Raw genomic sequence first — 23,520 nt, forward strand, 5'->3', positions numbered from 1 at the left:
GTCGGCCCGGGTTGAGACGATGGGGCGGTGACGGCGACCGCGGCCCAGGCCCAGCAGAGCCCCGAGCAGGGCCTGGACCCCGAGCAGCGGGCCGCCGTCCTCGCCCCACGCGGCCCGGTCTGCGTGCTCGCCGGCGCCGGCACGGGCAAGACGCGCACCATCACCCGCCGCATCGCCCACCTCGTCCGCTCCGAGCAGGTCCGCTCGGGCCAGGTCCTCGCGGTCACGTTCACCGCGCGCGCCGCCGGCGAGATGCGCACCCGCCTGCGGGACCTCGGCGTCGGGGGCGTGCAGGCGCGCACCTTCCACGCGGCCGCGCTGCGCCAGCTGCGGTACTTCTGGCCGCGCGCGGTCGGCGGCGAGGCCTGGCCGGTGCTGGACAACAAGATGCGCTTCGTCGGCCAGGCCGCCCAGCGCTCGAACGCCCCGACCACGCGGGAGTCGCTGCGCGACCTCGCCAGCGAGATCGAGTGGGCCAAGGCGTGCCTGATCGCGCCCGACGCCTACGCGACGGCCGCGACCACGGCGCAGCGCGACGCCCCCGCCCCGGTCGACCAGGTGGCGCAGGTCTACGAGGCCTACGAGCAGCTCAAGAACCGCGCCGAACAACTCGACTTCGACGACCTGCTCCTGCACACCGCGGGCGCGCTCGAGGGGTCCGCCGAGGTCGCCGACGAGTTCCGCGAGCGCTACCGCTGCTTCGTGGTCGACGAGTTCCAGGACGTCACGCCACTGCAGCACCGGCTGCTCTCGGCGTGGCTCGGCGGGCGGGACGACCTCACCGTCGTCGGCGACGCCAACCAGACGATCTACTCGTTCGCCGGCGCCAGCCCCTCCTACCTGCTGGACTTCCCGCGCGCCTTCCCGGAGGCCGAGGTGGTCCGGCTGGTGCGCGACTACCGCTCGACCCCGCAGGTCGTCGCGGCCGCGAACACCGTGATCGGCGCCGCCCGCGGCCGCGCCGCCGGGTCCCGCCTGCGCCTCGAGGGCCAGCGCCCGCCCGGCCCGGCGCCGGACTTCACCGAGCACGACGACGAGCCCACGGAGGCCGGTGCCGTCGCCGAGCAGATCCGTGACCTCCTCGACGACGGCGTCGCAGCCGCCGAGATCGCCGTGCTGTACCGCGTCAACGCCCAGTCCGAGGCCTACGAGCAGGCGCTCTCCGACGCGGGCATCGCCTACCAGGTACGCGGCGGCGAGCGGTTCTTCCAGCGCACCGAGGTCCGCAACGCGATCGCCGCTCTGCGCACCACCGCCGGCCGGCTCGACGGCGGTCAGGACGCCGTCGCCGGTCAGGACGCCGTGACGACCGTCCGGGCCGTGCTGGGGGAGCAGGGCCTGACCGAGGTGCCCCCGGCGGGCAGCGCGGCCGACGGTGCGCAGCGGCAGCGCTGGGAGTCGCTGCGGGCCCTCGCGGAGCTGGCCGACGACCTCGTCGAGAGCGTCCCGGAGACCACCTTCGGCGGGTTCCTCGCCGAGCTGCACACCCGGTCGCAGGCCCAGCACCCCCCGACGGTGCAGGGCGTCACGCTGGCCTCGCTGCACGCCGCGAAGGGCCTCGAGTGGGACGCGGTGTTCCTCGTCGGGCTCACCGACGGCACGCTGCCGATCCAGCACGCCGACGGCGACGACGACGCCGTCGAGGAGGAGCGGCGGCTCTTCTACGTCGGGGTGACCCGGGCCCGCGTGCACCTGCGGCTCTCGTGGGCGCTGTCGCGGTCGTCGGGCGGGCGGCGGACCCGTCGTCGGAGTCGCTTCCTGTACGGCCTGGTGCCCGAGGACCACCCGGCGGCGCGTAAGCCCGGGTCGGGGGTCGACGGCGGGCCGAAGGCGAAGGTCTCCAAGCCAGGCTGCCGGGTGTGCGGGAAGGTGCTGTCCGACCCGGCCGCGCAGAAGATCGGCCGCTGCACCGAGCACCCGTCGGACGTGGACGTGGAGCTGCTCGACGCGCTACGGGCGTGGCGGTCGAACGAGGCCAAGCAGCGCTCGGTGCCCGCCTACGTGGTGTTCACCGACGCGACGCTCGTCGCCCTCGCCGAACAGCGCCCGACCGACGCCAAGGGCCTGGTGACCATCCCGGGCATCGGCGCCTCGAAGCTCGAGCGCTACGGCGACGACGTGCTCGCCATGGTCCGCGAGCACGACGCCTGAAAAAACTTCTCGGATCTCGCCGGAAATTCCGTTGCGGCCTCCGCGCGGGGGCCCCTAAGTTCGATCGCACCGGCGCGGACGTGCCGGGTCGATACCCCACGACGGGAGGTGTGCCGATCATGAAGCTGCTGCTCACGGGCACGCCCGTCTCTCCGTCCCGGGTGTCCGATGTGTTCGAGGCGTACGGCGTCCAAGCCGTCGCCGCATCGCGCTGCTCCGCGGTCGCCACGCCGCGCTGGGAGGTCCCGTCCGCGGGGCTCGCCGGCACGCGCGTGTCCACGGTCGCGCCGAGCACCGGCGGCGTCACGGGACACGTGTGGTCCCAGGGCGGTCGCCGACCGGCCGGCATGCCGCAGCGCAAGCGCAACCAGCACATCGATCTCGACCCCCAGCGTCCGCGACCCAGCGGCGGGTGTGGCTGACACACCCCCGAGCACTGGCCGCGGACCCCCCGGGTTCGCGGCCTTCGTCGTCTCAGGTGGCGACGAGGACTCCGCGGTTCCCGGGTGATCCCCGAACACCCGCCGTAGGAGGTCCGAGCATGTACCCCGTCCCTTCTGCCCCCGAGATACCCGGGTCGGTCTCACTGCCCTGCCGGGACGAGACCGACGACCTGTGGTTCTCCGAGAGCCCCGCCGAGCTCGAGCAGGCGAAGATCCTCTGCACCTCCTGCCCGGTCCGGCGCGCGTGCCTGACCGGTGCCCTGGAGCGTCGCGAGTTCGCCGGCGTGTGGGGCGGCGAGATCCTCGACCGGGGCGCCGTGATCGCCCGCAAGCGGCCGCGGGGCCGGCCGAGCAAGGCCGATCTGGCCCGGGACGCCGAGATCGCGGCGGCCCGGCAGGCGGCCGGCGTGGCGTGACGCCCGCCGTCGTCGGGGGAGGTTCTGGTTCTGAGCGAGGGGCACCGTCGGTCGATCTGGTCGACCGACGGTGCCCTTCGCTCGATTCCGGGACCCTCAGATGTCGAAGCCGGGCTGCCAGTCGCGGAAGATCTGGCGCATCGGGATCTCCGCGTCGAGCTGGCAGAGCACCGCGACCGACGCGAGCGTGACCCGGTGGATGAGCAGGTACTGCGGCGGCAGGTTCAGCCCCCGCCCGGTCTCGAACTCGGGCCGCCGCAGGTCACCGAGCCGCTCGGCCTGACCACGGATCCACTCGCGGGTGAAGTGGAACTTCTCCGCGCGCAGCGGGTCGACCAGCGGTCCGAGGTAGGCCATCGCGCGCTCGGCGGACATGTCGGTGTCGGGCAGCACGAAGTGGAGCCGCCGCAGCAGGTCGAGCAGCTCGCCCGAGCGGTCCTCCACGGACAGCGAGAGCATCTCGCCGAGCTCGTGCGGCAGACCGTCGGGCAGCCGTGCGATCGCGCCGAAATCGATCACGCACAGCCGACCGTCGGCGAGGATCTGGAAGTTGCCGGGGTGCGGGTCGGCGTGCAGCAGGCCGACGCGGGCGGGCGCGGAGAAGTGGAAGGTCGAGAGCAGCTTCCCGACGCGATCGCGCTCCTCGGGCTCCCCGGTCCGGATGATGTGCGAGAGCGGGGTGCCCTCGATCCACTCCGACACCATCGCCTTCGGCGCGGAGGCCACGACCCGCGGCACCACGACGTGCTCGTCGCCCTCGAACGCGGCCGAGAACGCGCGCTGGGCGTCGGCCTCGTCGCGGTAGTCGAGCTCCTCGGCCATCCGGTCGCGCAGCTCCTGCAGGAGCGGCTTGATCTCCATGCCCGGCACCATCGGCTGGATGACCCGCGCGAAGCGCTGCAGCTGGCGCAGGTCGGCCATGACGGCCTCCTCCGCGCCCGGGTACTGGACCTTGACCGCGACCTCGCGACCGTCGCCCCACACCGCGCGGTGCACCTGGCCGATGCTCGCCGAGGCCGCCGGGGTGTCGTCGAACTCCTGGAACCGGTCGCGCCAGCCCCGCCCGAACTGCTCGGCCAGCACCCGGTGGGTCCGCGCGGCCGGCATCGGCGGCGCCGCGGTCTGCAGCCGGGTGAGGGCCTCGCGGTAGGGCTCGGCGAGCTCGTCGGGCACGGCCGCCTCGAACACCGAGAGCGCCTGCCCGAACTTCATCGCGCCGCCCTTGAGCTCGCCCAGCACGGCGAAGAGCTGCTCGGCGCCCCGGCGCGCGACATCGGCGGAGATCTCTCCGGCGTCCCCGCCCGCGAGCCGCCGGCCCCAGCCGGCCGCCGTGCGTGACGCGAATCCCAGGGGGAGCGACGCCAGGCGCGCGGAGCGCTGGACCGTGCGGCGCGGGATGTCATCGGACGTCACGATCCCGATTGTCCCCCGACTGCTCCGCCGCGGCTCGACCAGGGCGGGGCCCCCGAGCACGAGCAACGGGGGTGCGCAGGCCGGGAGCGCCGGGTGAGTGTGCTCACGCCGAGGTCCAGCTCCAGGGCCGAATCGATCAGTCGGGACGTTCCGTGCGCCAGGTGGTCCAGGACGTGCTCGACGGCGAGGGCGGCCACCGCGGCGGCCGTCGCGACCCCCGCCGACTCCACCGTGTGGGCGAGCTGCGCCGCGAGCCGTGGCCAGGCGGGGTCGGCGGCGGCCCGGTGCCGGTCGGCGCACCGCAGGCACGAGCCGCGCCCCGGCACGACGAGGGGCCCGACGGTGCCGGTGCCGCCGGTCGCGGTCACCGCGAGGTGGGGCTGATGTCGCGCGAGCAGGCGCGCGGAGAGCACCGGGTCCGCGGCCGCGGCCCCGACGAGCACGGCGAGCTCCGGCCGCCGTCGCGTCGGCTCCCCGACGACGACGGGTGCGGTCCGCGCGACCGCCTCGGCCGCCGCCACCACCGCCGGACGGCCGACGTCGGCGTCGCGCAGCCCTGTCCCGACGTCGTCGGGCGCCACCGTGCCCGCCGCCCGCACCGCCACCCGGCCCACCCCGGCGCCGGCCAGCAGGACGGCGATCGCCGTGCCGAGGCGCCCGGCGCCGTGGACGCGCACGTACGCGGCCGCCGGAGCGGGGCGCGGTGCGGCGAGCAGCCCGGCCCGCGCGAGCGCCGCGACGACGGCGGCGATCTCCACCGGCGTGCCGCCACGCGCGACCGCGTCGGCGACCGCGAGCGCGAGTGGCGTCGCGTCGGCGAGGGCCCGCACCAGCGACGCGAGCGGCGGGGTCAGCGCACCGAGGGTGAGCGCGGTCGCGGGGTCGGCCCCGACCTGCACGGTGGCGACGTCGCGCCAGAGCAGGACGGGCCGGTCGTCGGGACGGCGGGGGAGCGGGGAGGGACTCACGGGACTTGGACGCACGCGCGGCCCCGTCGGCTCCCTCGCTAGCGTGGTGCGTCGTGGGCACTGTGGGCGGTGACGGCGACGAGGACACGAAGCGGCCCGAGGTGATCGTGCGGCGCAGCGCACGGCGCCGCCGCACGGTCGACGCCCGGCGCGAGGGCGACACGGTGATCGTCTCGGTCCCCGCCTCGATGACCCGGGCGCAGGAGAAGCAGTGGGTCGAGAAGATGCTGGAGCGGCTGGAGCGCTCGGACCGGCGTCGCCGGCCCGGCCGCAGCGCGGGCGACGAGGACCTCGCGGCCCGCGCCGACCGCCTCGCCCGTGAGCACCTGGACGCGGCGTCCCCCGACGGTCGCTGGCCCCGGCCGTCGTCGGTGCGCTGGACCCGCCCGATGCGGACGCGGTGGGCCTCGTGCACCCCGGTCGACGGCACGATCCGGGTGAGCGAGCGCCTCCGCGAGGTCCCCGGCTGGGTGCTCGACCACGTGCTCGTCCACGAGCTGGCGCACCTGCGCGAGGGCAACCACAGCCCGGCGTTCCGGGCCCTGGAGGCGCGCTACCCGCGCAGCGAGCGCGCGATCGGCTACCTCGAGGGCCTCTCCGCCGGAGCCGGCCTCGAGATCGGCGACGACGCGGACGACACCGACTGACGGATCGCCGTCTTGCGTCGAGGGGCACGCCACGCAGGCTTCGAGCGCGCGAAAGCTGCGCTACGTGCTCCTGATCAAGACGGCGGCACGGAGCCGACTCAGGACTTCGGGCCCTCCGACCCGTCGTCGTCACCCTTCTCGCCGGACGACCCGGTCGAGCCCTCGTCGGGCGCCGACTTCCCCGACTCCTTCTCGGCCCGCATCTCTGCCTCGAGGCGGGCGATCGGGTCGTCGAGGTCGCTGAACGACTCCGACTCCTCACCCGATCCCTCGGCGAGGCTCGAGCGGCCGCGGAGGAAGGAGGTCGGGTCGTCGAGGTCCTCGGCGGTGGGCAGCAGGTCGGGGTGCGCCCAGACCGCGTCGCGCCCGTCGACGTCGCGCTCCTCGGCGAGACGACGCCACAGATCGGCGGCATCGCGCAGCCGGCGGGGACGCAGCTCCAGCCCGACGAGCGTCGCGAAGGTCTGCTCGGCGGGCCCGCCGGAGGCGCGGCGGCGACGCATGCTCTCCCGCAGCGCGTCCGCGCCGGGGAGCCGCTCGCCGATGGCCTGCGCGACGACGTGGTCCACCCAGCCCTCGACGAGCGCGAGGAGGGTCTCCAGCCGACCGAGCGCGGCCTTCTGGGCCTCGGTGGTCTGCGGCTCGAACAGCCCCGACGACATCGCCTGCTCGATCGCGGCGGGGTTCGACGGGTCGAGGTCCCGGGCGAGCTCCTCGATGCGCGAGGTGTCGATGGTGATGCCGTGCGCGAACTCCTCGACGGTGGCGAGCAGGCGCTGGCGCAGCCACGGCACGTGCCCGAAGAGGCGGTGGTGCGCGGCCTCGCGGGCGGCGAGGAAGACGAGCACCTCGCTCGACGGCCGGTCGAGGCCGTCGGTGAACTGGGTGACGGCCTCCGGGAGGAGCGCCGCGGTGCCCTCGGGGCCGAGCGGCAGTCCGACGTCGGAGGAGGTGAGCACCTCGCCGGCGAGCTGGCCCAGCGCCGACCCGAGCTGCGAGCCGAACGCCATGCCGCCGACCTGGGAGATCATCCCGAGCATGGGGCCCGCCATCTCGCGGGCCTCGTCGGGCAGGCCCTCGACCCAGGCGTCCGCGACGCGCCGCGCCACCGGGTCGCACAGCCGCTGCCACGTGGGCACGGTGGCGTCGACCCAGTCGTTCGGGGACCACGCGGTGACCGTCGAGACCCCCGACGGCAGCGTCGTCGCGTCGTCGAGCCAGTGCTCGGCCAGCCGCAGCGACTCCTCGATCGCGGACCGCTGCTCGGCGGTCGGATGCTTCGACCCGCGCGACCCCAGCTGCTGGTGGGCCATCTGCGCGGCGAGCTGGTAGTTCACCGGCCCGCCGTCGCCCCCGCCGGAGCCGCCCGACTGCGAGAGCATCTGACCGAGCTGGGTGAGCATCTGGCCGAGCTGGCCGAGGTCGAACCCGCCCGCTCCGCCCGCGCCGCCACCGAAGGCCGCGAACGGGTTGTCCCCCGAGCCGCCGGAGCCGCCGGAACCGAAGCCGAAGCCGCCGGAACCCGAGCCCCCGGAGCCGGAGTCACCGGACCCGGACCCGGAGGACCCCTGGCGTCGGGAGTCGTCTGGGTCGGACGGGCCGAATCCGAAGGGCAGGTCACTCATACCGCCCCACGGTACGCGTGACGTGCTGCCCCGACCCCCGTCCGGACGTGTCCTCAGCGGGTTCTCGGCAAGCCCACAGCGAACAGTGTCGTCGCGGCAAGGCGAGCCATGGGCGAGTCACCGGCGATGATCGGAAGTCGAGACCGGACGCGCGCCCCACACCCCCGATCACTACCCTGCCCGCCCGTGACCCGTCTGCGCGCGACCATCGCCCTCGGGCTGGTGCTCGCCGCGGTCCTCGGCCTGGCCGGCGCCACCGTGCGGGTGCCGTTCGTGGCCCTGGGGGACGGGCCCACCTTCGACGTCCTGGGCGACCAGTCCGGCAAGCCGATCATCGACGTGTCCGGTCCGGTGCCGACCTATCCGACGTCGGGCCAGCTCCGGATGACCACGGTCGCCGTCACCAGCCAGGTGACGCTGTTCGGCGCCATCGCCATGTGGGTCACGGGTTCGCACGAGGTGGTGCCCCGCGAGCAGGTCTATCCCACCGGCCAGTCCAGCCAGCAGGTCGACGCCGAGAACACCCGGCAGTTCTCGCAGTCCGAGAACGACGCCCAGACCGCCGCCCTGCGCTACCTGGGCTACCCGTCCACGGTGCAGATCGGCGACGTGACCAACCCCGGTCCGTCGGCGGGCCTGCTCAACCCGGGGGACCGGGTGCTCACCATCGCCGGGCGGGCGGTGACGACCCCGCAGGACGTCGTGGACGCCGTCGGCGCCATCGCCCCGGGGACCCCCGTCGTGCTGCGGGTCCAGCGCGGCGCCGACACCCGCGACGTCACGGTCACCGCGGCGGCCCGCCCCGGCGATGCGTCCCGCGGCTACCTGGGGATCACCGCGGCGTCGCAGACCACCTCGCCCGCGAACATCAAGATCGGGCTCGCCGACGTCGGTGGACCGTCGGCCGGACTGATCTTCGCGACCGCGATCGTCGACAAGCTGACGCCGGGCGAGCTGACCGGCGGCAAGGAGATCGCCGGGACCGGGACGATCGACGCCGACGGCCGCGTCGGCCCGATCGGCGGCATCCGCTTCAAGATGGACGCCGCCCGCGACGACGGGGCGCAGGCCTTCCTCGTGCCCGCGGGCAACTGTTCCGAGGCGGTCCGCTCCGCTCCTTCGGGGTTGACCCTGGCGCGCGTGTCCGACCTGCGCGAAGGTGTGTCGGCCGTGCAGGACCTCGCGGCCGGACGGGTGCCTCCGACCTGCTGACCAGGTGGGGTGCTGCCGGAGAATCCGACACGAGGAACACGGAGCACAGGGAACCCACACGCCGTTCGTAGAGTTCACACACCGGACCGGCTCACTCGGTCAGTCCCGACCCGAACGCACCCGTCCCCGCTTGGAGTGTGACCGACAGTGGCCAACCGGCCGGCGACCGGGAACCCGCAGCTGTCCCGGCGAACGAAGTCCCTGCTGGTGCTGGGCGCGGTCGTGCTCGTGGTGCTGGTCGCCCTGGCCCGCCTCGTCGACGTGTACGTCGACTGGGCCTGGTTCGGCGAGGTCGGCTTCCGCAACGTCTTCACGACCGTCCTGGTCACCCGCATCGTGCAGGCCGTCGTCGCCGCCGTGTTCATGGGCGGGCTGATCGCGGTCAACCTCTACATCGCCTACCGCACCCGGCCGGTGTTCGTCCCGGTGGCCGGTCCCGAGGATCCGGTCGCGCGCTACCGCACCGTCGTCCTCGCCCACCTGCGGCTGTTCGCGATCGGGATCCCGCTGCTGGTCGCGATCATCGCCGCCCTCTCGGCGCAGGGCGACTGGCAGACCACGCAGCTGTTCCTGAACCAGACGCCGTTCAACCAGGTCGACCCGGTCTTCGGGCACGACATCAGCTTCTACGTCTTCGCGCTGCCGTTCTGGCGCGCGGTGCTGTCGTGGCTCTTCGTCGGCGTCGGCCTCAGCTTCCTGGCCGCGCTCGTCGCCCACTACATCTTCGGCGGCATCCGCCTCGCCGGGCGCAACGGCTCGCTCGCGACGGCGGCGCGGGCCCACCTCGCCGTGCTCGCCGGGACGTTCGTGCTGCTCAAGGCGGTCGCGTACTTCTTCGACCGTTACGACCTGCTCTTCTCCGACCGCAAGGCCTCGGTCGGCGGCGCCAACTTCTTCGGCGCGAGCTACACCGACCTCAACGCCGCGATGCCGGCCAAGCTGATCCTGCTGCTCATCGCGGTGATCTGCGCGGCGGCCTTCTTCGCCGCGGTGTTCCTGCGCAACCTGCAGATCCCCGCGATCGCGCTCGCGCTGCTCATCCTGTCCAGCGTGCTGATCGGCGCCGCCTGGCCCGCGGTGCTCGAGCAGTTCTCGGTCCGCCCGAACGCCAACCAGCGCGAGGCGGTGTCGATCGACCGGAACATCCAGGCCACGCGGCAGGCGTTCAACATCACGCCGCAGAACGTCAGCGTGCAGCCGTACGCCGGGACCACCGACCAGAGCGCGGCCGGCGTCCAGCAGGCGATCTCCACCGACCAGGGCACGGTCCCGAACATCCGGCTGCTCGACCCGAACCGGCTCTCCCGCACGTTCACCCAGCTCGAGCAGCGACGGAACTTCTACGGGTTCGCGCCCACCCTCGACGTCGACCGCTACACGCTGAACGGCCAGACCCAGGACTACATCGTCGCCTCGCGCGAGATCGACCCGGACAACCTCACGGGCAACCAGCAGGACTGGATCAACCGCCACCTCGTCTACACCCACGGCAACGGCTTCATCGCGGCCCCGGCGAACACCGTGAACGCGGCGGTCGACTCGAACGGCGGGCAGGGCGGCTACCCGCAGTTCCAGGTCTCGGACGTCGACACCCCCGGACCGTTCGGCCTCAAGCAGCCGCGGATCTACTACGGCGAGCTGGTCAACCAGCCCGACGACTACGCGATCGTCGGCGGCGACCCGGGCACGCCGCCGCGGGAGTACGACACCGACACCAAGCAGTCCACCTACAACGGCCCCGGGGGCGTGGCGCTGTCCAACCCGCTGTCGCGGCTGGCGTTCTTCGCCTACTACGGCTTCGAGCGGAACATCCTGTTCAACAGCTCGATCGGCGACAACTCGCGGATCATGTACAACCGCGACCCGCTGACCCGTGTCCAGAAGGTCGCCCCGTGGCTGCAGCTGGACAACGACACCTACCCGGCCGTCGTCGACGGCCAGATCAAGTACGTCGTCGACGGGTACACCACGCTGCCGCGCTACCCGTACGCCCAGCAGGTCTCGCTCGGCGACGCCACGCGCGACTCGGCCAACACCGGCACGATCGCCCCGCAGACCGCCGGCTACATGCGCAACTCGGTGAAGGCCACCGTCGACGCCTACACCGGTCAGGTCCAGCTCTACGAGAACGACCCGACCGACCCGGTGCTGAAGACCTGGGAGAAGGCCTTCCCCGGCGTCGTCAAGCCGCAGGCGGAGATCCCGCCGGACCTGCGCGCGCACTTCCGCTACCCGGAGGGCATCTTCAAGGTCCAGCGTGATCTGCTCACGCGCTACCACGTCTCGGACCCGAACGAGTTCTACTCGACGGTGTCGTTCTGGGACGTCCCGTCGGACCCGACGAGCGACGCCGCGGCCGCCGCGGGCGACCCGCAGCCGCCGTACTACCTGCTCGCCGACGATCCGCGGCGCGGGGGCAGCACGACCCCGCAGTTCCAGCTGACGACGGCGCTCGTGAGCCTGCGCCGGGAGTTCCTCTCGGCGTACCTCTCGGTGAGCTCGGACCCGGGCAGCTACGGGCACATGACGTTGCTCCAGCTCCCGACCGACACCCAGACCCAGGGCCCGCAGCAGGTGCAGACGCAGTTCCTGTCGTCGCCGCAGGTCTCCACGGAACTGAACCTGCTGCGCCAGCAGGGCACGCAGGTGCTCTACGGCAACCTGCTGACGCTGCCGATCGCGGGCGGCCTGCTCTACGTGGAGCCGGTCTACATCGAGCGCTCCAACCAGGAGTCGTCGTTCCCGCAGCTCTCCCGCGTGCTGGTCAGCTTCGGCGGGAAGATCGGCTACGCCCCGACCCTCCCGGAGGCGCTCACGCAGGTGTTCGGGTCCTCGGGCACGGCCACGACGACGCCGGGCCAGGCCGCGACACCGCAGGCCCCGGCGCAGGCGAGCGTGGGCCAGGGCGCCGCGGCCCAGGCCCCGGCGGCCGGCGGGGCGGCGGCCGCGGCGAACCCGCAGGTCAGCTCGGCCGTCACCGCGATGAACAGCGCGCTGAACGAGCTGCGCACCGCCCAGCAGCAGGGGGACTTCGCCGGGATCGGGAAGGCCCAGCAGGACCTGGCGACCGCGATCAACCAGTACCGGTCGGCGACCGGCTCGCAGTGACGCCGACCGACCCCGGGTGATCGGCGTCCACCCCGCGTCGCGTAGAGTTCCTCTCTGCGACGCGGGGTGGAGCAGCTCGGTAGCTCGCTGGGCTCATAACCCAGAGGTCACAGGTTCGAATCCTGTCCCCGCTACCACCACGAAGGCCCCCGATCTCCTCGGTGAGATCGGGGGCCTTCGTCGTTCCCGGCCCCGCCCCACCCCCCTACGCGGGCCCGGTTCACCGCCCGGTAGTCTCATATCCATCACCGGGAAGTACTCCGGTGCGGCGCGGGGTGGAGCAGCTCGGTAGCTCGCTGGGCTCATAACCCAGAGGTCACAGGTTCGAATCCTGTCCCCGCTACCACCACGAAGGCCCCCGATCTCCTCGGTGAGATCGGGGGCCTTCGTCGTTCTGGGGATCGCCCCACCCGCCCGCCCGTCCACGGCACGAACGGCGCGTTCGTCACCTTCGAGCGTCACGAAAGTGCCGTTCGTGGTTTCCGGGGCGGCCGAACCCGACCGGCCCCTCAGCGCTCCGCGAGCGACGCGGGCAGCCGGAACGTCCCGTCGTCCTGGGGCGGGAAGGCGTGGACGTCGACGACGGCGGCCCGCGGCAGCGGCCCGTACACGTGCGGGAACCACGGCCCGGACGCCTCGACCCGGCCGTCGCGCACGCCCGGCTCCCAGCGCACCGGCGCCCCGACCCTCCCCGGGTCCACCTCGAGCAGCAGCAGGTCCGTCCGTCCGGCGTAGATCGCCGAGGCGGGCAGCGCGACGGTGCCCGGATCGGAGCAGTGGACGAACCCCTCCGAGTCGAGCGAGGCCGGCGTGAGGAACTCGTCCGCGGCGTCCCAGTCCGCGCGCGGACAGATGTGGAGGATCACGCGGGACAGCCTCGCAGCGGGTGGGTCCCCGGACGATTCGGGCGGGGGTGGCCCACACCGGCCCTACGAGAACGCGCCATAGTGGTAACCATGCTCGCGAGCCCGACGGACACGATCCTGCTGGTCGTCTACTACGTCCTGTTCGTGTTCTACCTGTTCATCATCGGGCGCCTCGTCGTCGAGGTCGTCCGGGGCTTCGCGCGCGACTGGCGGCCCGCGGGCGGCACCGCGGTCAGCCTCGAGCTGATGTACCGGGTCACCGATCCGCCGGTGAAGCTGCTGAAGAAGCTCATCCCGGCGGTCCGCATCGGCAACATCAGCCTGGACCTCTCGATGATGATCCTGCTGATCGTCGTCTACATCATCATGCGGGTCGTCGATCCCCGGTGAGTCGTGACGAACGACGTCCCGGCTGGTCCCTCCACCACCACACCTGAGACTCTGCCGTGGTGACGGCAGCTCGTGACCTCCTGACGTTCGTCTCCTCGGCCGTGCGCAGCCCCGGCGTGATCGGCGCGGTGGCGCCGAGCGGACGGGCGCTGTGCGACCTGCTCGCGTCGGTCGCCCCCGTGAACGGGACGGCGACGGTCGTGGAGCTCGGCCCCGGCACCGGGGTGGTGTCCCAGGCCCTGCGGCGCCGTCTGCCACCCGAGGCGCGCCACGTCGCCGTCGAGATCGACCCGGGGATGGTCGCGCACCTGACCCGGACGCGCCCGTGGCTCGAGGTGGTGCGCGGCGACGCGAAGGACCTCCAGAAGCTGCTCGCCGACATCGGGATCACGCAGGTCGACGCCGTGGTGAGCGGCCTGCCCTGGACGTTGTTCTCGCGCGAGGCGCAGCGGGGGATCATGGAGCAGGTCTCGCGGGTGCTCGTGCCCGGCGGCGTGTTCACGACGTTCGCCTACCGCCACGTCATGCACCTGCCCACCCAGCGGCGCTTCCGCGAGCTGCTCGAGGAGAGCTTCGACGAGGTGCGGGTGACGCCGACGGTGTGGCGCAACGTCCCGCCCGCGCTCTGCTACCAGTGCCGCAACCTGGGCGTCTGAGCCGGCGACCTCCCGATCGGGGCGTCTCCGGCGAGGGGCGCCCTCGGTGACCGTGCGCGGTCCCTACGCTGGCCCGCGATGACGCCCCGCCCGGACCCGCGACCGTCCCGTCCCTCCGGCACTGCGGCCTCGCGCCAGGTCCGCCTCGCCGGCGCGACGGTGCTCGCCGCGGGTCTGCTGGCCGGGTGCGGGTCGACGCAGGCCCCGACGGCACCGCCCGCCGCCTCCTCCCCGACCGCCGGCACGTCCGCGAGCCCGGCGTCCCCGACGACGGCCCCGGCGGGTCCGGCGGCCTGCGTGGACGCCACCTACGACCGGCTCACGCCCGCGCAGCGGTGGGCGCAGCTGCTCGTCGTCGGGTTGCCCGCGGGCGGGGTCAGCCCGGCGGCGCGGACCGCGCTGACGAAGGAGCCGGGCGGGATCATCCTCACCGACGGCGACACCGCGAGCTCCGACGACGTCACCCAGGTCGTCACGAGCGCGCAGGCCACCGGAGGCGGCGACGTCCCGATGCTGGTCACCGCGGACCAGGAGGGCGGGCAGGTCCAGGAGCTCAAGGGGCCCGGGTTCACCCGGATCCCGCCGGCCACCACCCAGGGCAAGGACCCCGCGGCGCTGCGGGGACAGGCGAAGACGTGGGGCAAGGAACTGCGCGACGTCGGGGTCACCGCCGACCTCGCGCCGGTCGCCGACGTCGTCGACCCGGCCCTGGGGACGGCGAACGCCCCCGTCGGGAAGTTCGGCCGGCAGTTCGGGACCGACGTGAACACCGTGGCGCCGGCGGTGACGGCGTTCGTGAACGGGATGCGGGACGCCAAGGTCGCGTCGGCGCTCAAGCACTTCCCGGGGCTGGGCGAGGTCCGCCAGAACACCGACTTCGCCGGCGGCGTGGTCGACCAGCAGACCAGCGCCGACTCCCCGCAGCTGGGCTCGTTCGCCGCGGGCATCAAGGCCGGTGCCCCGCTGGTGATGATGTCCTCGGCGCGCTACGCCAAGATCGACCCGGACAACCAGGCGGTGTTCTCGTCCAAGGTCATGAACGACCTGCTCCGTCAGCGCCTCGGCTTCACCGGCGTGATCATGACCGACGACGTCGGCGCGGCCCAGGCGCTCGCCGACACTCCGGTCGGCGCCCGCGCGACGAAGTTCCTCGCGGCGGGCGGGGACCTGATCCTCACCGTCCAGCCCCAGGACCTCACGCCCATGCTCGACGCGATCACGGCGGCCGCGAAGGAGCCGGCCTTCGCGGCCCGGGCCCAGGACGCGGTGCACCGGGTCCTCGCCCTGAAGCAGCAGCAGGGCGTCCTGCACTGCTGATCATCTTCCCACCCGGGCGGGCTACCCGTGGGTAGTGCAGGCTGTGGGCGGACCTGCGAGAGTGCACCGCGGGCCGGATGCGTACCGGCCGACCCGCAGAGAGCCTTGGAGCCGATGTGGACCTGAGCTATACCGCCGAGGAGGAGCAGTTCCGCACGGAGCTGCGGACCTGGCTGGCGGAGAACATCCCCGCGGAGTGGACCGAGCCCGGGTACTGGGCCTCGCTGGACGACACCGAGTCGTTCGAGAAGCGCCGGGAGTGGGAGGCCCGCAAGACCGCGGCGGGCTTCTCGGGCATCCAGTGGCCCGTCGAGTACGGCGGCCGCGGCGGGACGCCCGGCATGAAGGCGATCTACGACGAGGAGACGATCCGGGCCCGCGCCCCGCAGACCGTCAACACCCTCGGGCTGACCTTCCTGGCGCCGACCGTGATGGCCATCGGCACCCCGGAGCAGAAGACCGAGATCATCGGCCCGATGCTGCGCAACGAGGTCATCTGGTGCCAGGGCTTCTCCGAGCCCGGCGCCGGGTCCGACCTCGCGGCGGTGTCGACCCGCGGCGTGCGCGACGGCGACGACTTCGTCGTGAACGGCCAGAAGATCTGGACGACCAACGCCATGCACGGCGACAAGATCTTCACCCTGGTGCGGACCGAGGCGGGCTCGGAGAAGCACAAGGGCATCTCGATGCTGCTCATCGACATGAACCAGCCCGGGGTCGAGGCGCGCCCGCTCAAGCAGATGAGCGGGGCCAGCGAGTTCGGCGAGGTGTTCTTCACCGACGCGCGCGTGCCGGCGAAGGACTGCCTCGGCGAGATCGGGCAGGGCTGGCGCACGGCGATGCTGCTGCTGTCGTTCGAGCGCGGCGCGTCCGGCGTCGGCCAGTACACCGAGTTCCGCCGCCAGTACGACGAGATCGTGGCCGAGGCGAAGCGCTTCGGTCGCGCCGACGACCCGGTGGCCCGCCAGGAGCTCGCGCGCTGCCTCGTCGAGCTGGAGTGCCTGCGCTACCACGCGATGCACATCCTCACCCAGACCGAGCAGGGCCGTGACCTGGGCTCGGAGTCGTCGATGACGAAGCTGCAGTGGTCCGAGGCGTTCCAGGATCTCTGGGAGGCCTTCGAGAAGGTCCTCGGCCCGGAGGCCACGCTCGCCGCCCCGCGCCCGGACGTCGACCTCACGCCGTTCCACGCGCAGGACCACTGGTCCCGGTCGGTGACCATCTGGGGCGGCTCGTCGCAGGTCCAGCGCAACATCGTCGCCGAGCGCGTGCTCGGCCTGCCCCGGTAGGAGCGCTCGTGTTCTTCGCACTGACCGACGAGCAGCAGGCGTTCGCCTCGACCGTCTCGGAGTTCCTCGCGGACCGCTTCGACCTCGACGCCGTGCGCGGTGTGGTCGAGGACTCCCACGGCGACGGGCACCCGCTGACGCTGTGGAAGGGCCTCGCGGACCAGGGGGCGCTCGCCGTCCTCGTCCCCGAGGAGCACGACGGGCTCGGGCTGGGCCTGGTCGACGCGCAGGTCGTGGCGCGGGCGCTCGGCGCGGGCGTCGCGCCCGGCCCCTGGCTGGGCACGGTGCTGGCCGCCGAGGCGGTCCGGCTCGCGGGCTCGGCCGAGCAGCAGGCCCGGTGGCTGCCCGCGCTGGCCGCGGGCGAGACCGTCGGGACGGTCGCGCTACGCGGGGAGGGTGGGGCCTGGGACGGCTCCGGCATCACCGTGGACGCGAACGACGGCAGGCTCTCCGGCTCCGCCTCCCCGGTGGACTACCCGGGCGTCGCCGGCCTGCTCGTCGTCGCGGCCACGGACTCGTCCGGGACGCCCGGCCTGTACGTCGTCGAGGCCGCCGCGAGCGGGCTCTCGGTCCGCGACCAGCAGACCTACGACGGCACCGCCCGCGTCGGCGCCGTCGAGCTCGCCGACACCCCGGCCGAGGCGCTGACCGCCGGCGGGCCCGAGGCCGTGCGGGCGCTGCTCGCCCGCGGGGCCGTGCTCAATGCCGCGGACCTGGTGGGGGTCGCCCGCGAGGCGCTCACCCGCACCGTCGCCTACGACCGCGAGCGCACCCAGTTCGGCGTCCCGGTCGGCTCGTTCCAGGCGATCAAGCACCGGATGGCGGACCTGCACGTCGCGGTCACGATGGCCGAGCACGCGGTGCTCTTCGCCGCGTACGCGCTGGACAGCCACGACCCGGGCGCCGACGTGGCGGTGGCCGTCGCGGGCTCCAAGGCGTCCGACGCGGCGTGGGAGGCCACCGGCGCGATGATCCAGTTCTTCGGTGGCATCGGCTTCACCTGGGAGCACGAGGCGCACTTCTTCTACAAGCGCGCCCGCCGTCGTGCGCCGCTCTTCGGGTCGGCCGACGAGCACCGGGAGCGGCTCGCCGCCCTGACCATCTAGGCAGGTCTGAACCGCGCGGGTGAGCGGTGATCCGTGCTACGACTCGGATCACCGTTCACGAGCGCGAAGCGCAGCCAGGAGGAATCCCGTGGCCACCCCCACCGACGAGAACCCGAACCTCCTCACGGTCGTCGCCCGCATGACCGCGAAGCCGGGCCGGGAGAGGGATTTGCGCAGCGCCCTCGAGGCGCTCGTGCCGATCACCGTCCAGGAGGACGGCTGCGTCAACTACGACCTGCACGTGGCCGAGGACGACCCGGCCACGTTCTTCTTCTACGAGAACTGGGAGTCCGGCGCCAAGCTCGACGCCCACCTGGCCGCCGACCACCTGGTGGACTTCGCGAGCAAGCTCGAGGATCTCCTCGCCGGCGGCTCCGAGGGCCTGGTCATCCAGCGGCTCAACCGCATCAAGTGAGCACCACCCCGGCGTCCGTCGCCTCGGCCATGGCCGAGGCGGCGGGGGCGTGGCGGGAGACCCTCGACGACGAGCAGCGCGCGCAGGGCGTGTGGAGCTGGCCGGGGTCGAAGGCCGCCGAGGCCGAGCGGACCGCGTGGTTCTACACGCCCACCGACCACGGCGGGCTGACCCTGCACGAGCAGCTGCCCCACCAGCAGCGCGCCGCGATGCGGCTGCTCGCGACGGGACTGTCCGAACCGGCCTACGTCAGCGCCACGACGATCATGGGCCTGGAGAACGTCCTCGACCGCACCGAGGGCTTCACCGTCGGATTCGCGCGTGATCGCGGCCGTGACCCGGGGATGTACTACCTGCGCGTCTTCGGCGACCCGTCGGGCGACGGTCCCTGGGGATGGCGGTTCGGCGGTCACCACGTGTCGGTGAACCACCTCGTGGTCGACGGCGAGGCGGTCGCCGGCTCGCCGTGCTTCCTGGGCGCCGACCCGATGGTCTCGCCGCTGCTCGGCGGGCAGGAGCTGCGCCCGCTCGGCGGGATCGAGGACCTCGGGCGCGCCCTGCTGCACGCACTGGACCCCGGCCGGCGGGCCGTCGCGGTGCTCTCCCCGATCGCGCCCGCGGACATCATCGGCGCCAACCGCGTCGAGGTCTCGCCCGGCGACCGGCTCATCCCGCTGCCCGACCTGTGGCGCGGCCACTTCGACGACCAGGCCCTCGAGGACCGGCTCTGGTCGATGCACGACGGCCTGGAGGCCCAGCTCGGGGTCACCGAGGCCGACCGGGCCGCCACCGAGATCGGCGCCGCGCCGAAGGGGATCGCCGGGTCCGATCTGGACGCCGAGCAGCGGGCCACGCTACGGAACCTGCTCGAGACCTACGTCGGCCGGATGCCCCCGGGCCTGGTCGAACGGGAGCGGGCCCGGTTCGACGGGGACGCGCTGGACGCCGTGCACTTCGCCTGGGCCGGCGGCTACCAGCGGGGCCAGCCGCACTACTACCGGCTCGAGGGCCCGGGCCTGCTCGCCGAGTGGGACAACACCCAGCGCGGCGTGAACCACGCCCACTCGGTCTGGCGGGCGTCGGGGCACGAGTTCGGCCGGGACGTGCTCGCCGAGCACCGGCGCACGCACCACTGACGGGCACGCCCCGCGCCCGTCGGTGGGATGTCACCCCGGCATTACCCTGGGGACGTGGACGACTCGACCGCGACCGAACTCAAGGACCTCGCCGCCAGCCTCGACTCCGTGGAGGCGGCCATGGACCTCGACGGTCTGCGGCGCCAGGTGGCGGAGCTCGAGACGCAGGTCGCCGCCCCGGATCTGTGGGACGACGTCGAGACCGCCCAGAAGCTGACCAGCGACTTCACGCACAAGCAGTCCGACCTGCGGAAGGCGGAGTCGCTGCGCTCCCGGCTCGACGACCTCTCGACCCTCTACGAGATGGCCGACGAGGAGTCCGGCTCCGATTCGGCCGAGCTCACCGCGGAGGCGGACTCCGAGCGGTCCAGCCTGCACGCCGACATCAGCGCCTTCGAGGTGCGCACCCTGCTCAACGGCGAGTACGACGAGCGCGACGCGCTGGTCACGGTGCGCGCCGAGGCCGGCGGGGTGGACGCCGCGGACTTCGCCGAGATGCTCATGCGGATGTACCTGCGCTGGGCCGAGCGCCACGGCTACCCGACGGAGGTCTACGACACCTCCTACGCGGAGGAGGCGGGGATCAAGTCCGCCACCTTCAAGGTCTCGGCGCCCTACGCCTACGGGACGCTGTCGGTCGAGCAGGGCACCCACCGGCTCGTCCGGATCTCGCCGTTCGACAACCAGGGCCGTCGCCAGACCAGCTTCGCGGGCGTCGAGGTCGTGCCCGTCGTCGAGTCCACCGACCACGTGGAGATCGACGAGAAGGACCTGCGCGTCGACGTGTACCGCTCGTCCGGCCCCGGCGGGCAGGGCGTGAACACCACGGACTCGGCGGTGCGCCTGACCCACCTGCCCACCGGCATCGTCGTGAGCTGCCAGAACGAGCGCTCGCAGCTGCAGAACAAGGCGACGGCGATGACGGTGCTCGCCGCGAAGCTGCTCGAGCGCCGCCGCGCCGAGGAGCGGGCGCTGATCGACTCGCTCAAGGACTCCGGCTCGAGCTGGGGCAACCAGATGCGGTCCTACGTGCTGCACCCGTACCAGATGGTCAAGGATCTGCGGACCGACCAGGAGACCTCGCAGACCGGCCAGGTCCTCGACGGGTTCATCGACGACTTCCTCGACGCCGGCATCCGCTGGCGCAAGCAGACCGAGGCCGCCTAGTCCCGGACGCGTCGGTCCCCCACACGTCCGGCGCCCGAACGGACGACGCTCGCCCGTCCGGGGTGCGCCCGCCCGCCGCGTAGCATCCCGCGTCGTGCTCCGGCTCGAAAACGTCACGAAGCTCTATCCGACGTCCGTCCGGCCGGCGCTGGACGACGTGTCGATGGACGTCGACCGTGGCGAGTTCGTCTTCCTCATCGGGCCCTCCGGGTCCGGCAAGTCGACGCTGCTGCGTCTGCTGCTGCGCGAGGAGGCCCCGAGCAGCGGCAACGTGTTCGTCGCCAACTGGAACGTGGCGCGCCTGGCGAACCGCAAGGTCCCCAAGCTGCGCCAGCGCATGGGCTGCGTGTTCCAGGACTTCCGGCTGCTGGGAAACCGCACCGTCGCCGAGAACATCGCGTTCGCCCTCGAGGTGACCGGCAAGTCCGAGCACACGATCCGCACCGTCGTGCCGGAGATGCTCGAGCTGGTGGGGCTCGACGGGAAGAGCGAGCGGATGCCCGCCGAGCTCTCCGGCGGCGAGGCGCAGCGGGTCGCGATCGCCCGGGCGCTGGCGAACCGGCCGCTGGTCCTGCTCGCCGACGAGCCCACCGGCAACCTCGACCCCGAGACCAGCGACGACATCATGCTGCTGCTCGACCGGATCAACCGTGCGGGCACCACCGTCGTCATGGCCACCCACGACCGCCAGATCGTCGACGCCATGCGCCGCCGGGTCGTCGAGCTGCACCTGGGCAAGCTGGCCCGCGACGACGCCCGCGGCGTCTACGGGGCGAGCCGGTGAACGGGCTCGGCTTCGTCTGGCGCGAGGCCCTCGCGGGCCTGCGTCGCAACGTCACCATGAGCGTGGCGATGGTCCTGACGACGGCGATCTCGCTCGGCCTGCTCGGCGCGGGCCTGCTCGCCGTGCGGACCATCGACCGCACCCAGGACCTCTACTACTCCCAGCTCGCGGTGCAGGTCGCCCTCGACGAGCCGACGAGCGCGGGCGACGCGAACTGCTCGTCGCCGACCTGCACCGGGCTGCGCGAGCAGCTGCAGGGCGACCCGCTCGTCTCGGCCGTCTCCTACGAGAGCCGCGACCAGGCCTACCAGCGCTTCCTGCGCATCTACGCGGGCCAGTCGATCCTGCAGCTGGTGCGCCCGCAGAGCCTCCCGGCGACGCTGCGCGTGACGCCCAAGGACCCGACCCGCGGCGACGCGCTCGTCGCCGAGTACACCGGGAAGCCGGGCGTGCGCAACGTCGTCGACCAGCGCGCCCTGGTCCAGGACCTCTTCACGTTCCTCGCGAGCGTCCGCAACGCCGCGTTCGGGCTGGCCTCGATCCAGGCGCTCGCGGCGCTGCTGCTGATCTCCAACACCATCCAGGTCTCGGCGTTCACGCGGCGGACCGAGGTCGGGATCATGCGCCTCGTCGGCGCCACCCGCTGGTACACCCAGGTGCCGTTCCTCATCGAGGCGGTGATCACGGGCGTGGTCGGGGCGGTCCTGGCGACCGGGGGCCTGGTGCTCGGCAAGCTCTTCTTCATCGACCGGCTGCTGTCCGGCCGGTTGATCTCCAACGCGATCCCCGCGGTCGGAATGAGCGACGTGCTGTTGTTCGTTGCACCCCTGTTGGTGGTCGTCGGCGCGGCGATCGCGACGGCGACGGGGTATGTCACCCTGCGCCTGTACGTGCGTAACTAGAGGGGGTCATCCCGGTGGCGAAGACGGCCGTCCCGACGGACTCGGGGCGCGCGAAGGAGAAGGCCAGGAAGGCCACCTCCTCCAACCGCCCCGAGGAGCGGCGCAAGGTCGTCGCGACCAACCGCAAGGCCCGGCACGACTACACCGTCCTCGACGTCTACGAGGCCGGGATCGCCCTGCAGGGCACCGAGGTGAAGAGCCTGCGCGCCGGCCGGGCCTCCCTCGCGGACGCGTTCGCGACGGTGACCGACGGCGAGGTCTGGCTCCGCGGCCTGCACATCCAGGAGTACGACTACGGCAGCTGGACCAACCACGAGCCGCGCCGGCACCGCAAGCTGCTGCTGCACCGCGAGGAGATCTCGCGGCTGATCGGCAAGACCCGCGAGGGCGGGCACACCCTGGTGCCGCTGTCGCTGTACTTCTCCGGCGGGCTCGCCAAGGTCGAGCTCGCCCTGGCGAAGGGCAAGGCGAAGCACGACAAGCGGGAGGCCATGGCCGAGCGGGACGCGAAGCGGGAGGCCGAGCGGATCGTGGGACGCCGGATCAAGGGCTGGTGACGGCCCTCCAGACCCCGCTGACGTCCGACGACGACGTCGCGGGCTGGGTGCGTTCGCTGGGGCTGGGTCCCGACGGCCGCTCGGGTCTGGTCGACGTGCACGTGCACTTCCTGCCCGAGCGGATGCTGCGCAAGGTCTGGGCCTACTTCGACGACGCCGTGGCGAACTACGGCTACGAGTGGCCGATCCACTACAAGCTCCCCGAGGACGAGCGCCTGGCTCGGCTGCGCTCGTTCGGTGTCGACACGTTCGCCCCGCTGGTCTACCCGCACAAGCCGGACATGGCGGAGTGGCTGACCGGGTGGGCGCTGGACTGGGCGGCCGAGGTCCCCGAGGCGGTGCCGACCGCGACGCTCTTCCCCGAGGAGTCGGTGACGACGTACCTCGGCGAGGCGGTCGAGCGCGGGGTGCGGCTGGTCAAGGCCCACGTGCAGGTCGGCGGCTACGACCCGCGGGACCCCCTGCTGGACCCGGCCTGGGGCCTGCTCGCCGAGGCCGGCGTCCCCGTCGTCGCGCACTGCGGCGACGGCCCGATCCCCGGGAAGCACACCGGGATCGGGATCATCGGCGAGGTGATGGACCGGCACCCCCGGCTGCGCCTGGTGCTGGCCCACGCCGGGCTGCCGGAGTACGACGAGGCGCTGCGCCTGGTCGAACGTCACCCGGCGGTCCGGCTCGACACGACGATGGTCGGGACCCCGTTCACGCAGGGGTTCGCGCCCCTGCCCGACGACTGGCCGGCGCGGCTCGCGGACCTGACCGGCGAGGGCCGGGTGGTGCTGGGCACCGACTTCCCGAACATCCCGTACGGCTACTTCCACCAGCTCGAGGCGATCCGCTCCTGGGCGGCCGCCGACGACCGGCTGGGGAAGGGGTTCCTCCGGTCGGTGCTGCACGACGCGCCCGCCGACCTGCTCGGCCTCGTCTGATCGACCCGGCGGGATGATCGCCG

General features: G+C 73.0%; 22 protein-coding genes and 2 tRNA genes. 20 read left to right on the plus strand and 4 right to left on the minus strand.

The features are described from left to right. Nucleotides 1-27 precede the first annotated feature (27 nt). The 3 genes from LQ327_RS13695 to LQ327_RS13705 all read left to right on the plus strand — a co-directional run bounded on the left by LQ327_RS13695 (nt 28) and on the right by LQ327_RS13705 (nt 3,010). Nucleotides 28-2,151, plus strand: coding sequence for an ATP-dependent DNA helicase UvrD2 (locus tag LQ327_RS13695; RefSeq protein ID WP_230734389.1), 2,124 nt, complete (start codon nt 28-30; stop codon nt 2,149-2,151). A 119-nt stretch (nt 2,152-2,270) separates the two neighbouring features. Beyond that, nucleotides 2,271-2,573 carry a hypothetical protein gene (locus tag LQ327_RS13700; RefSeq protein WP_230734390.1) on the plus strand — a complete coding sequence of 101 codons (303 nt, stop codon included), beginning with the start codon at nt 2,271-2,273 and terminating at the stop codon, nt 2,571-2,573. 119 nt (nt 2,574-2,692) lie between these two features. Further along, on the plus strand, nt 2,693-3,010 hold the full coding sequence (locus LQ327_RS13705; protein WP_230734392.1) for a WhiB family transcriptional regulator: 318 nt from the start codon (nt 2,693-2,695) through the stop codon (nt 3,008-3,010). Nucleotides 3,011-3,106: 96 nt separating this feature from the next. Here the strand turns inward: LQ327_RS13705 and LQ327_RS13710 are convergent, their stop codons facing one another. Both LQ327_RS13710 and LQ327_RS13715 read right to left on the minus strand, forming a co-directional pair. Continuing rightward, nucleotides 3,107-4,423 (minus strand): ABC1 kinase family protein, encoded by a 1,317-nt coding sequence (locus tag LQ327_RS13710; RefSeq protein ID WP_230734394.1) that lies wholly within the window; start codon nt 4,421-4,423, stop codon nt 3,107-3,109. Further along, on the minus strand, nt 4,420-5,391 hold the full coding sequence (locus tag LQ327_RS13715; RefSeq protein WP_230734396.1) for a TOMM precursor leader peptide-binding protein: 972 nt from the start codon (nt 5,389-5,391) through the stop codon (nt 4,420-4,422). Before LQ327_RS13715 ends, LQ327_RS13710 begins: the two co-directional genes overlap by 4 nt. Nucleotides 5,392-5,444: 53 nt before the next feature. On the opposite strand from LQ327_RS13715, the gene LQ327_RS13720 reads away from it, so the two are divergent. Next, nucleotides 5,445-6,038, plus strand: coding sequence for a M48 metallopeptidase family protein (locus LQ327_RS13720; RefSeq protein ID WP_230734398.1), 594 nt, complete (start codon nt 5,445-5,447; stop codon nt 6,036-6,038). A gap of 98 nt (nt 6,039-6,136) precedes the next feature. Here LQ327_RS13720 and LQ327_RS13725 read toward each other — a convergent pair whose 3' ends face one another. After that, nucleotides 6,137-7,663: a zinc-dependent metalloprotease gene (locus LQ327_RS13725; protein ID WP_230734400.1), complete on the minus strand. Its 1,527-nt coding sequence runs from the start codon at nt 7,661-7,663 to the stop codon at nt 6,137-6,139. Between the two features lie 186 nt (nt 7,664-7,849). On the opposite strand from LQ327_RS13725, the gene LQ327_RS13730 reads away from it, so the two are divergent. The 4 genes from LQ327_RS13730 (at nt 7,850) to LQ327_RS13745 (ending at nt 12,329) form a co-directional block, all read left to right on the plus strand. After that, on the plus strand, nt 7,850-8,875 hold the full coding sequence (locus LQ327_RS13730) for a YlbL family protein (RefSeq protein WP_230734401.1): 1,026 nt from the start codon (nt 7,850-7,852) through the stop codon (nt 8,873-8,875). Between the two features lie 147 nt (nt 8,876-9,022). After that, nucleotides 9,023-11,983 carry a UPF0182 family membrane protein gene (locus LQ327_RS13735; protein WP_230734403.1) on the plus strand — a complete coding sequence of 987 codons (2,961 nt, stop codon included), beginning with the start codon at nt 9,023-9,025 and terminating at the stop codon, nt 11,981-11,983. A gap of 60 nt (nt 11,984-12,043) precedes the next feature. Continuing rightward, a tRNA-Met gene (locus LQ327_RS13740) sits at nt 12,044-12,120 on the plus strand. Nucleotides 12,121-12,252: 132 nt separating this feature from the next. Continuing rightward, a tRNA-Met gene (locus tag LQ327_RS13745) sits at nt 12,253-12,329 on the plus strand. Nucleotides 12,330-12,492: 163 nt separating this feature from the next. Here LQ327_RS13745 and LQ327_RS13750 read toward each other — a convergent pair. Next, a complete protein-coding gene (locus LQ327_RS13750) occupies nt 12,493-12,849 on the minus strand; it encodes a DUF952 domain-containing protein (RefSeq protein ID WP_230734405.1) in 357 nt (118 codons plus the stop codon). A gap of 90 nt (nt 12,850-12,939) precedes the next feature. Here LQ327_RS13750 and LQ327_RS13755 point away from each other — a divergent pair, with 90 nt between their 5' ends. The 12 genes from LQ327_RS13755 to LQ327_RS13810 all read left to right on the plus strand — a co-directional run bounded on the left by LQ327_RS13755 (nt 12,940) and on the right by LQ327_RS13810 (nt 23,497). After that, nucleotides 12,940-13,239 (plus strand): YggT family protein, encoded by a 300-nt coding sequence (locus LQ327_RS13755; RefSeq protein WP_230734407.1) that lies wholly within the window; start codon nt 12,940-12,942, stop codon nt 13,237-13,239. A gap of 59 nt (nt 13,240-13,298) precedes the next feature. Then, a complete protein-coding gene (locus tag LQ327_RS13760) occupies nt 13,299-13,895 on the plus strand; it encodes a class I SAM-dependent methyltransferase (protein ID WP_230734409.1) in 597 nt (198 codons plus the stop codon). Nucleotides 13,896-13,973: 78 nt separating this feature from the next. Next, nucleotides 13,974-15,212, plus strand: a complete 1,239-nt coding sequence (locus tag LQ327_RS13765) for a glycoside hydrolase family 3 N-terminal domain-containing protein (protein ID WP_230734411.1) — start codon at nt 13,974-13,976, stop codon at nt 15,210-15,212. 116 nt (nt 15,213-15,328) lie between these two features. Then, entirely contained in the window at nt 15,329-16,501 is a 1,173-nt protein-coding gene (locus LQ327_RS13770) for an acyl-CoA dehydrogenase family protein (protein ID WP_230734413.1), read from the plus strand. Nucleotides 16,502-16,509: 8 nt separating this feature from the next. Further along, nucleotides 16,510-17,607 (plus strand): acyl-CoA dehydrogenase family protein, encoded by a 1,098-nt coding sequence (locus LQ327_RS13775; RefSeq protein ID WP_230734415.1) that lies wholly within the window; start codon nt 16,510-16,512, stop codon nt 17,605-17,607. 88 nt (nt 17,608-17,695) lie between these two features. Further along, nucleotides 17,696-18,022 (plus strand): putative quinol monooxygenase, encoded by a 327-nt coding sequence (locus tag LQ327_RS13780; RefSeq protein WP_230734417.1) that lies wholly within the window; start codon nt 17,696-17,698, stop codon nt 18,020-18,022. Next, a complete protein-coding gene (locus LQ327_RS13785; protein WP_230734419.1) occupies nt 18,019-19,158 on the plus strand; it encodes a DUF3500 domain-containing protein in 1,140 nt (379 codons plus the stop codon). The genes LQ327_RS13780 and LQ327_RS13785 overlap by 4 nt, the downstream gene beginning before the upstream one ends. 27 nt (nt 19,159-19,185) lie before the next feature. Then, nucleotides 19,186-20,325 carry a peptide chain release factor 2 gene (gene prfB / locus LQ327_RS13790; RefSeq protein WP_230734421.1) on the plus strand — a complete coding sequence of 380 codons (1,140 nt, stop codon included), beginning with the start codon at nt 19,186-19,188 and terminating at the stop codon, nt 20,323-20,325. 94 nt (nt 20,326-20,419) lie between these two features. Continuing rightward, on the plus strand, nt 20,420-21,109 hold the full coding sequence (gene ftsE / locus LQ327_RS13795) for a cell division ATP-binding protein FtsE (protein WP_230734423.1): 690 nt from the start codon (nt 20,420-20,422) through the stop codon (nt 21,107-21,109). Continuing rightward, complete coding sequence (gene ftsX / locus LQ327_RS13800) at nt 21,106-22,011, plus strand: permease-like cell division protein FtsX (RefSeq protein ID WP_230734425.1); 906 nt, start codon at nt 21,106-21,108, stop codon at nt 22,009-22,011. The genes ftsE and ftsX overlap by 4 nt, the downstream gene beginning before the upstream one ends. Before the next feature lie 14 nt (nt 22,012-22,025). Further along, a complete protein-coding gene (gene smpB / locus LQ327_RS13805) occupies nt 22,026-22,568 on the plus strand; it encodes an SsrA-binding protein SmpB (RefSeq protein ID WP_230734426.1) in 543 nt (180 codons plus the stop codon). Next, on the plus strand, nt 22,565-23,497 hold the full coding sequence (locus LQ327_RS13810) for an amidohydrolase family protein (protein WP_230734428.1): 933 nt from the start codon (nt 22,565-22,567) through the stop codon (nt 23,495-23,497). Before smpB ends, LQ327_RS13810 begins: the two co-directional genes overlap by 4 nt. The last annotated feature ends 23 nt before the right edge of the window (nt 23,498-23,520 follow it).

Origin of the sequence: Actinomycetospora endophytica (assembly GCF_021026375.1) — a bacterium.
In the GTDB taxonomy this organism is placed as follows: domain Bacteria; phylum Actinomycetota; class Actinomycetes; order Mycobacteriales; family Pseudonocardiaceae; genus Actinomycetospora; species Actinomycetospora endophytica.

Bases quoted from the DNA above. Each gene is read 5' to 3' on its own strand.
- LQ327_RS13765 (WP_230734411.1), top strand. From the start codon at position 13,974: ATGACGCCCCGCCCGGACCCGCGACCGTCCCGTCCCTCCGGCACTGCG.
- LQ327_RS13725 (WP_230734400.1), bottom strand. From the start codon at position 7,663: ATGAGTGACCTGCCCTTCGGATTCGGCCCGTCCGACCCAGACGACTCC.
- prfB (WP_230734421.1), top strand. From the start codon at position 19,186: ATGTCACCCCGGCATTACCCTGGGGACGTGGACGACTCGACCGCGACC.
- LQ327_RS13755 (WP_230734407.1), top strand. From the start codon at position 12,940: ATGCTCGCGAGCCCGACGGACACGATCCTGCTGGTCGTCTACTACGTC.
- LQ327_RS13700 (WP_230734390.1), top strand. From the start codon at position 2,271: ATGAAGCTGCTGCTCACGGGCACGCCCGTCTCTCCGTCCCGGGTGTCC.
- LQ327_RS13705 (WP_230734392.1), top strand. From the start codon at position 2,693: ATGTACCCCGTCCCTTCTGCCCCCGAGATACCCGGGTCGGTCTCACTG.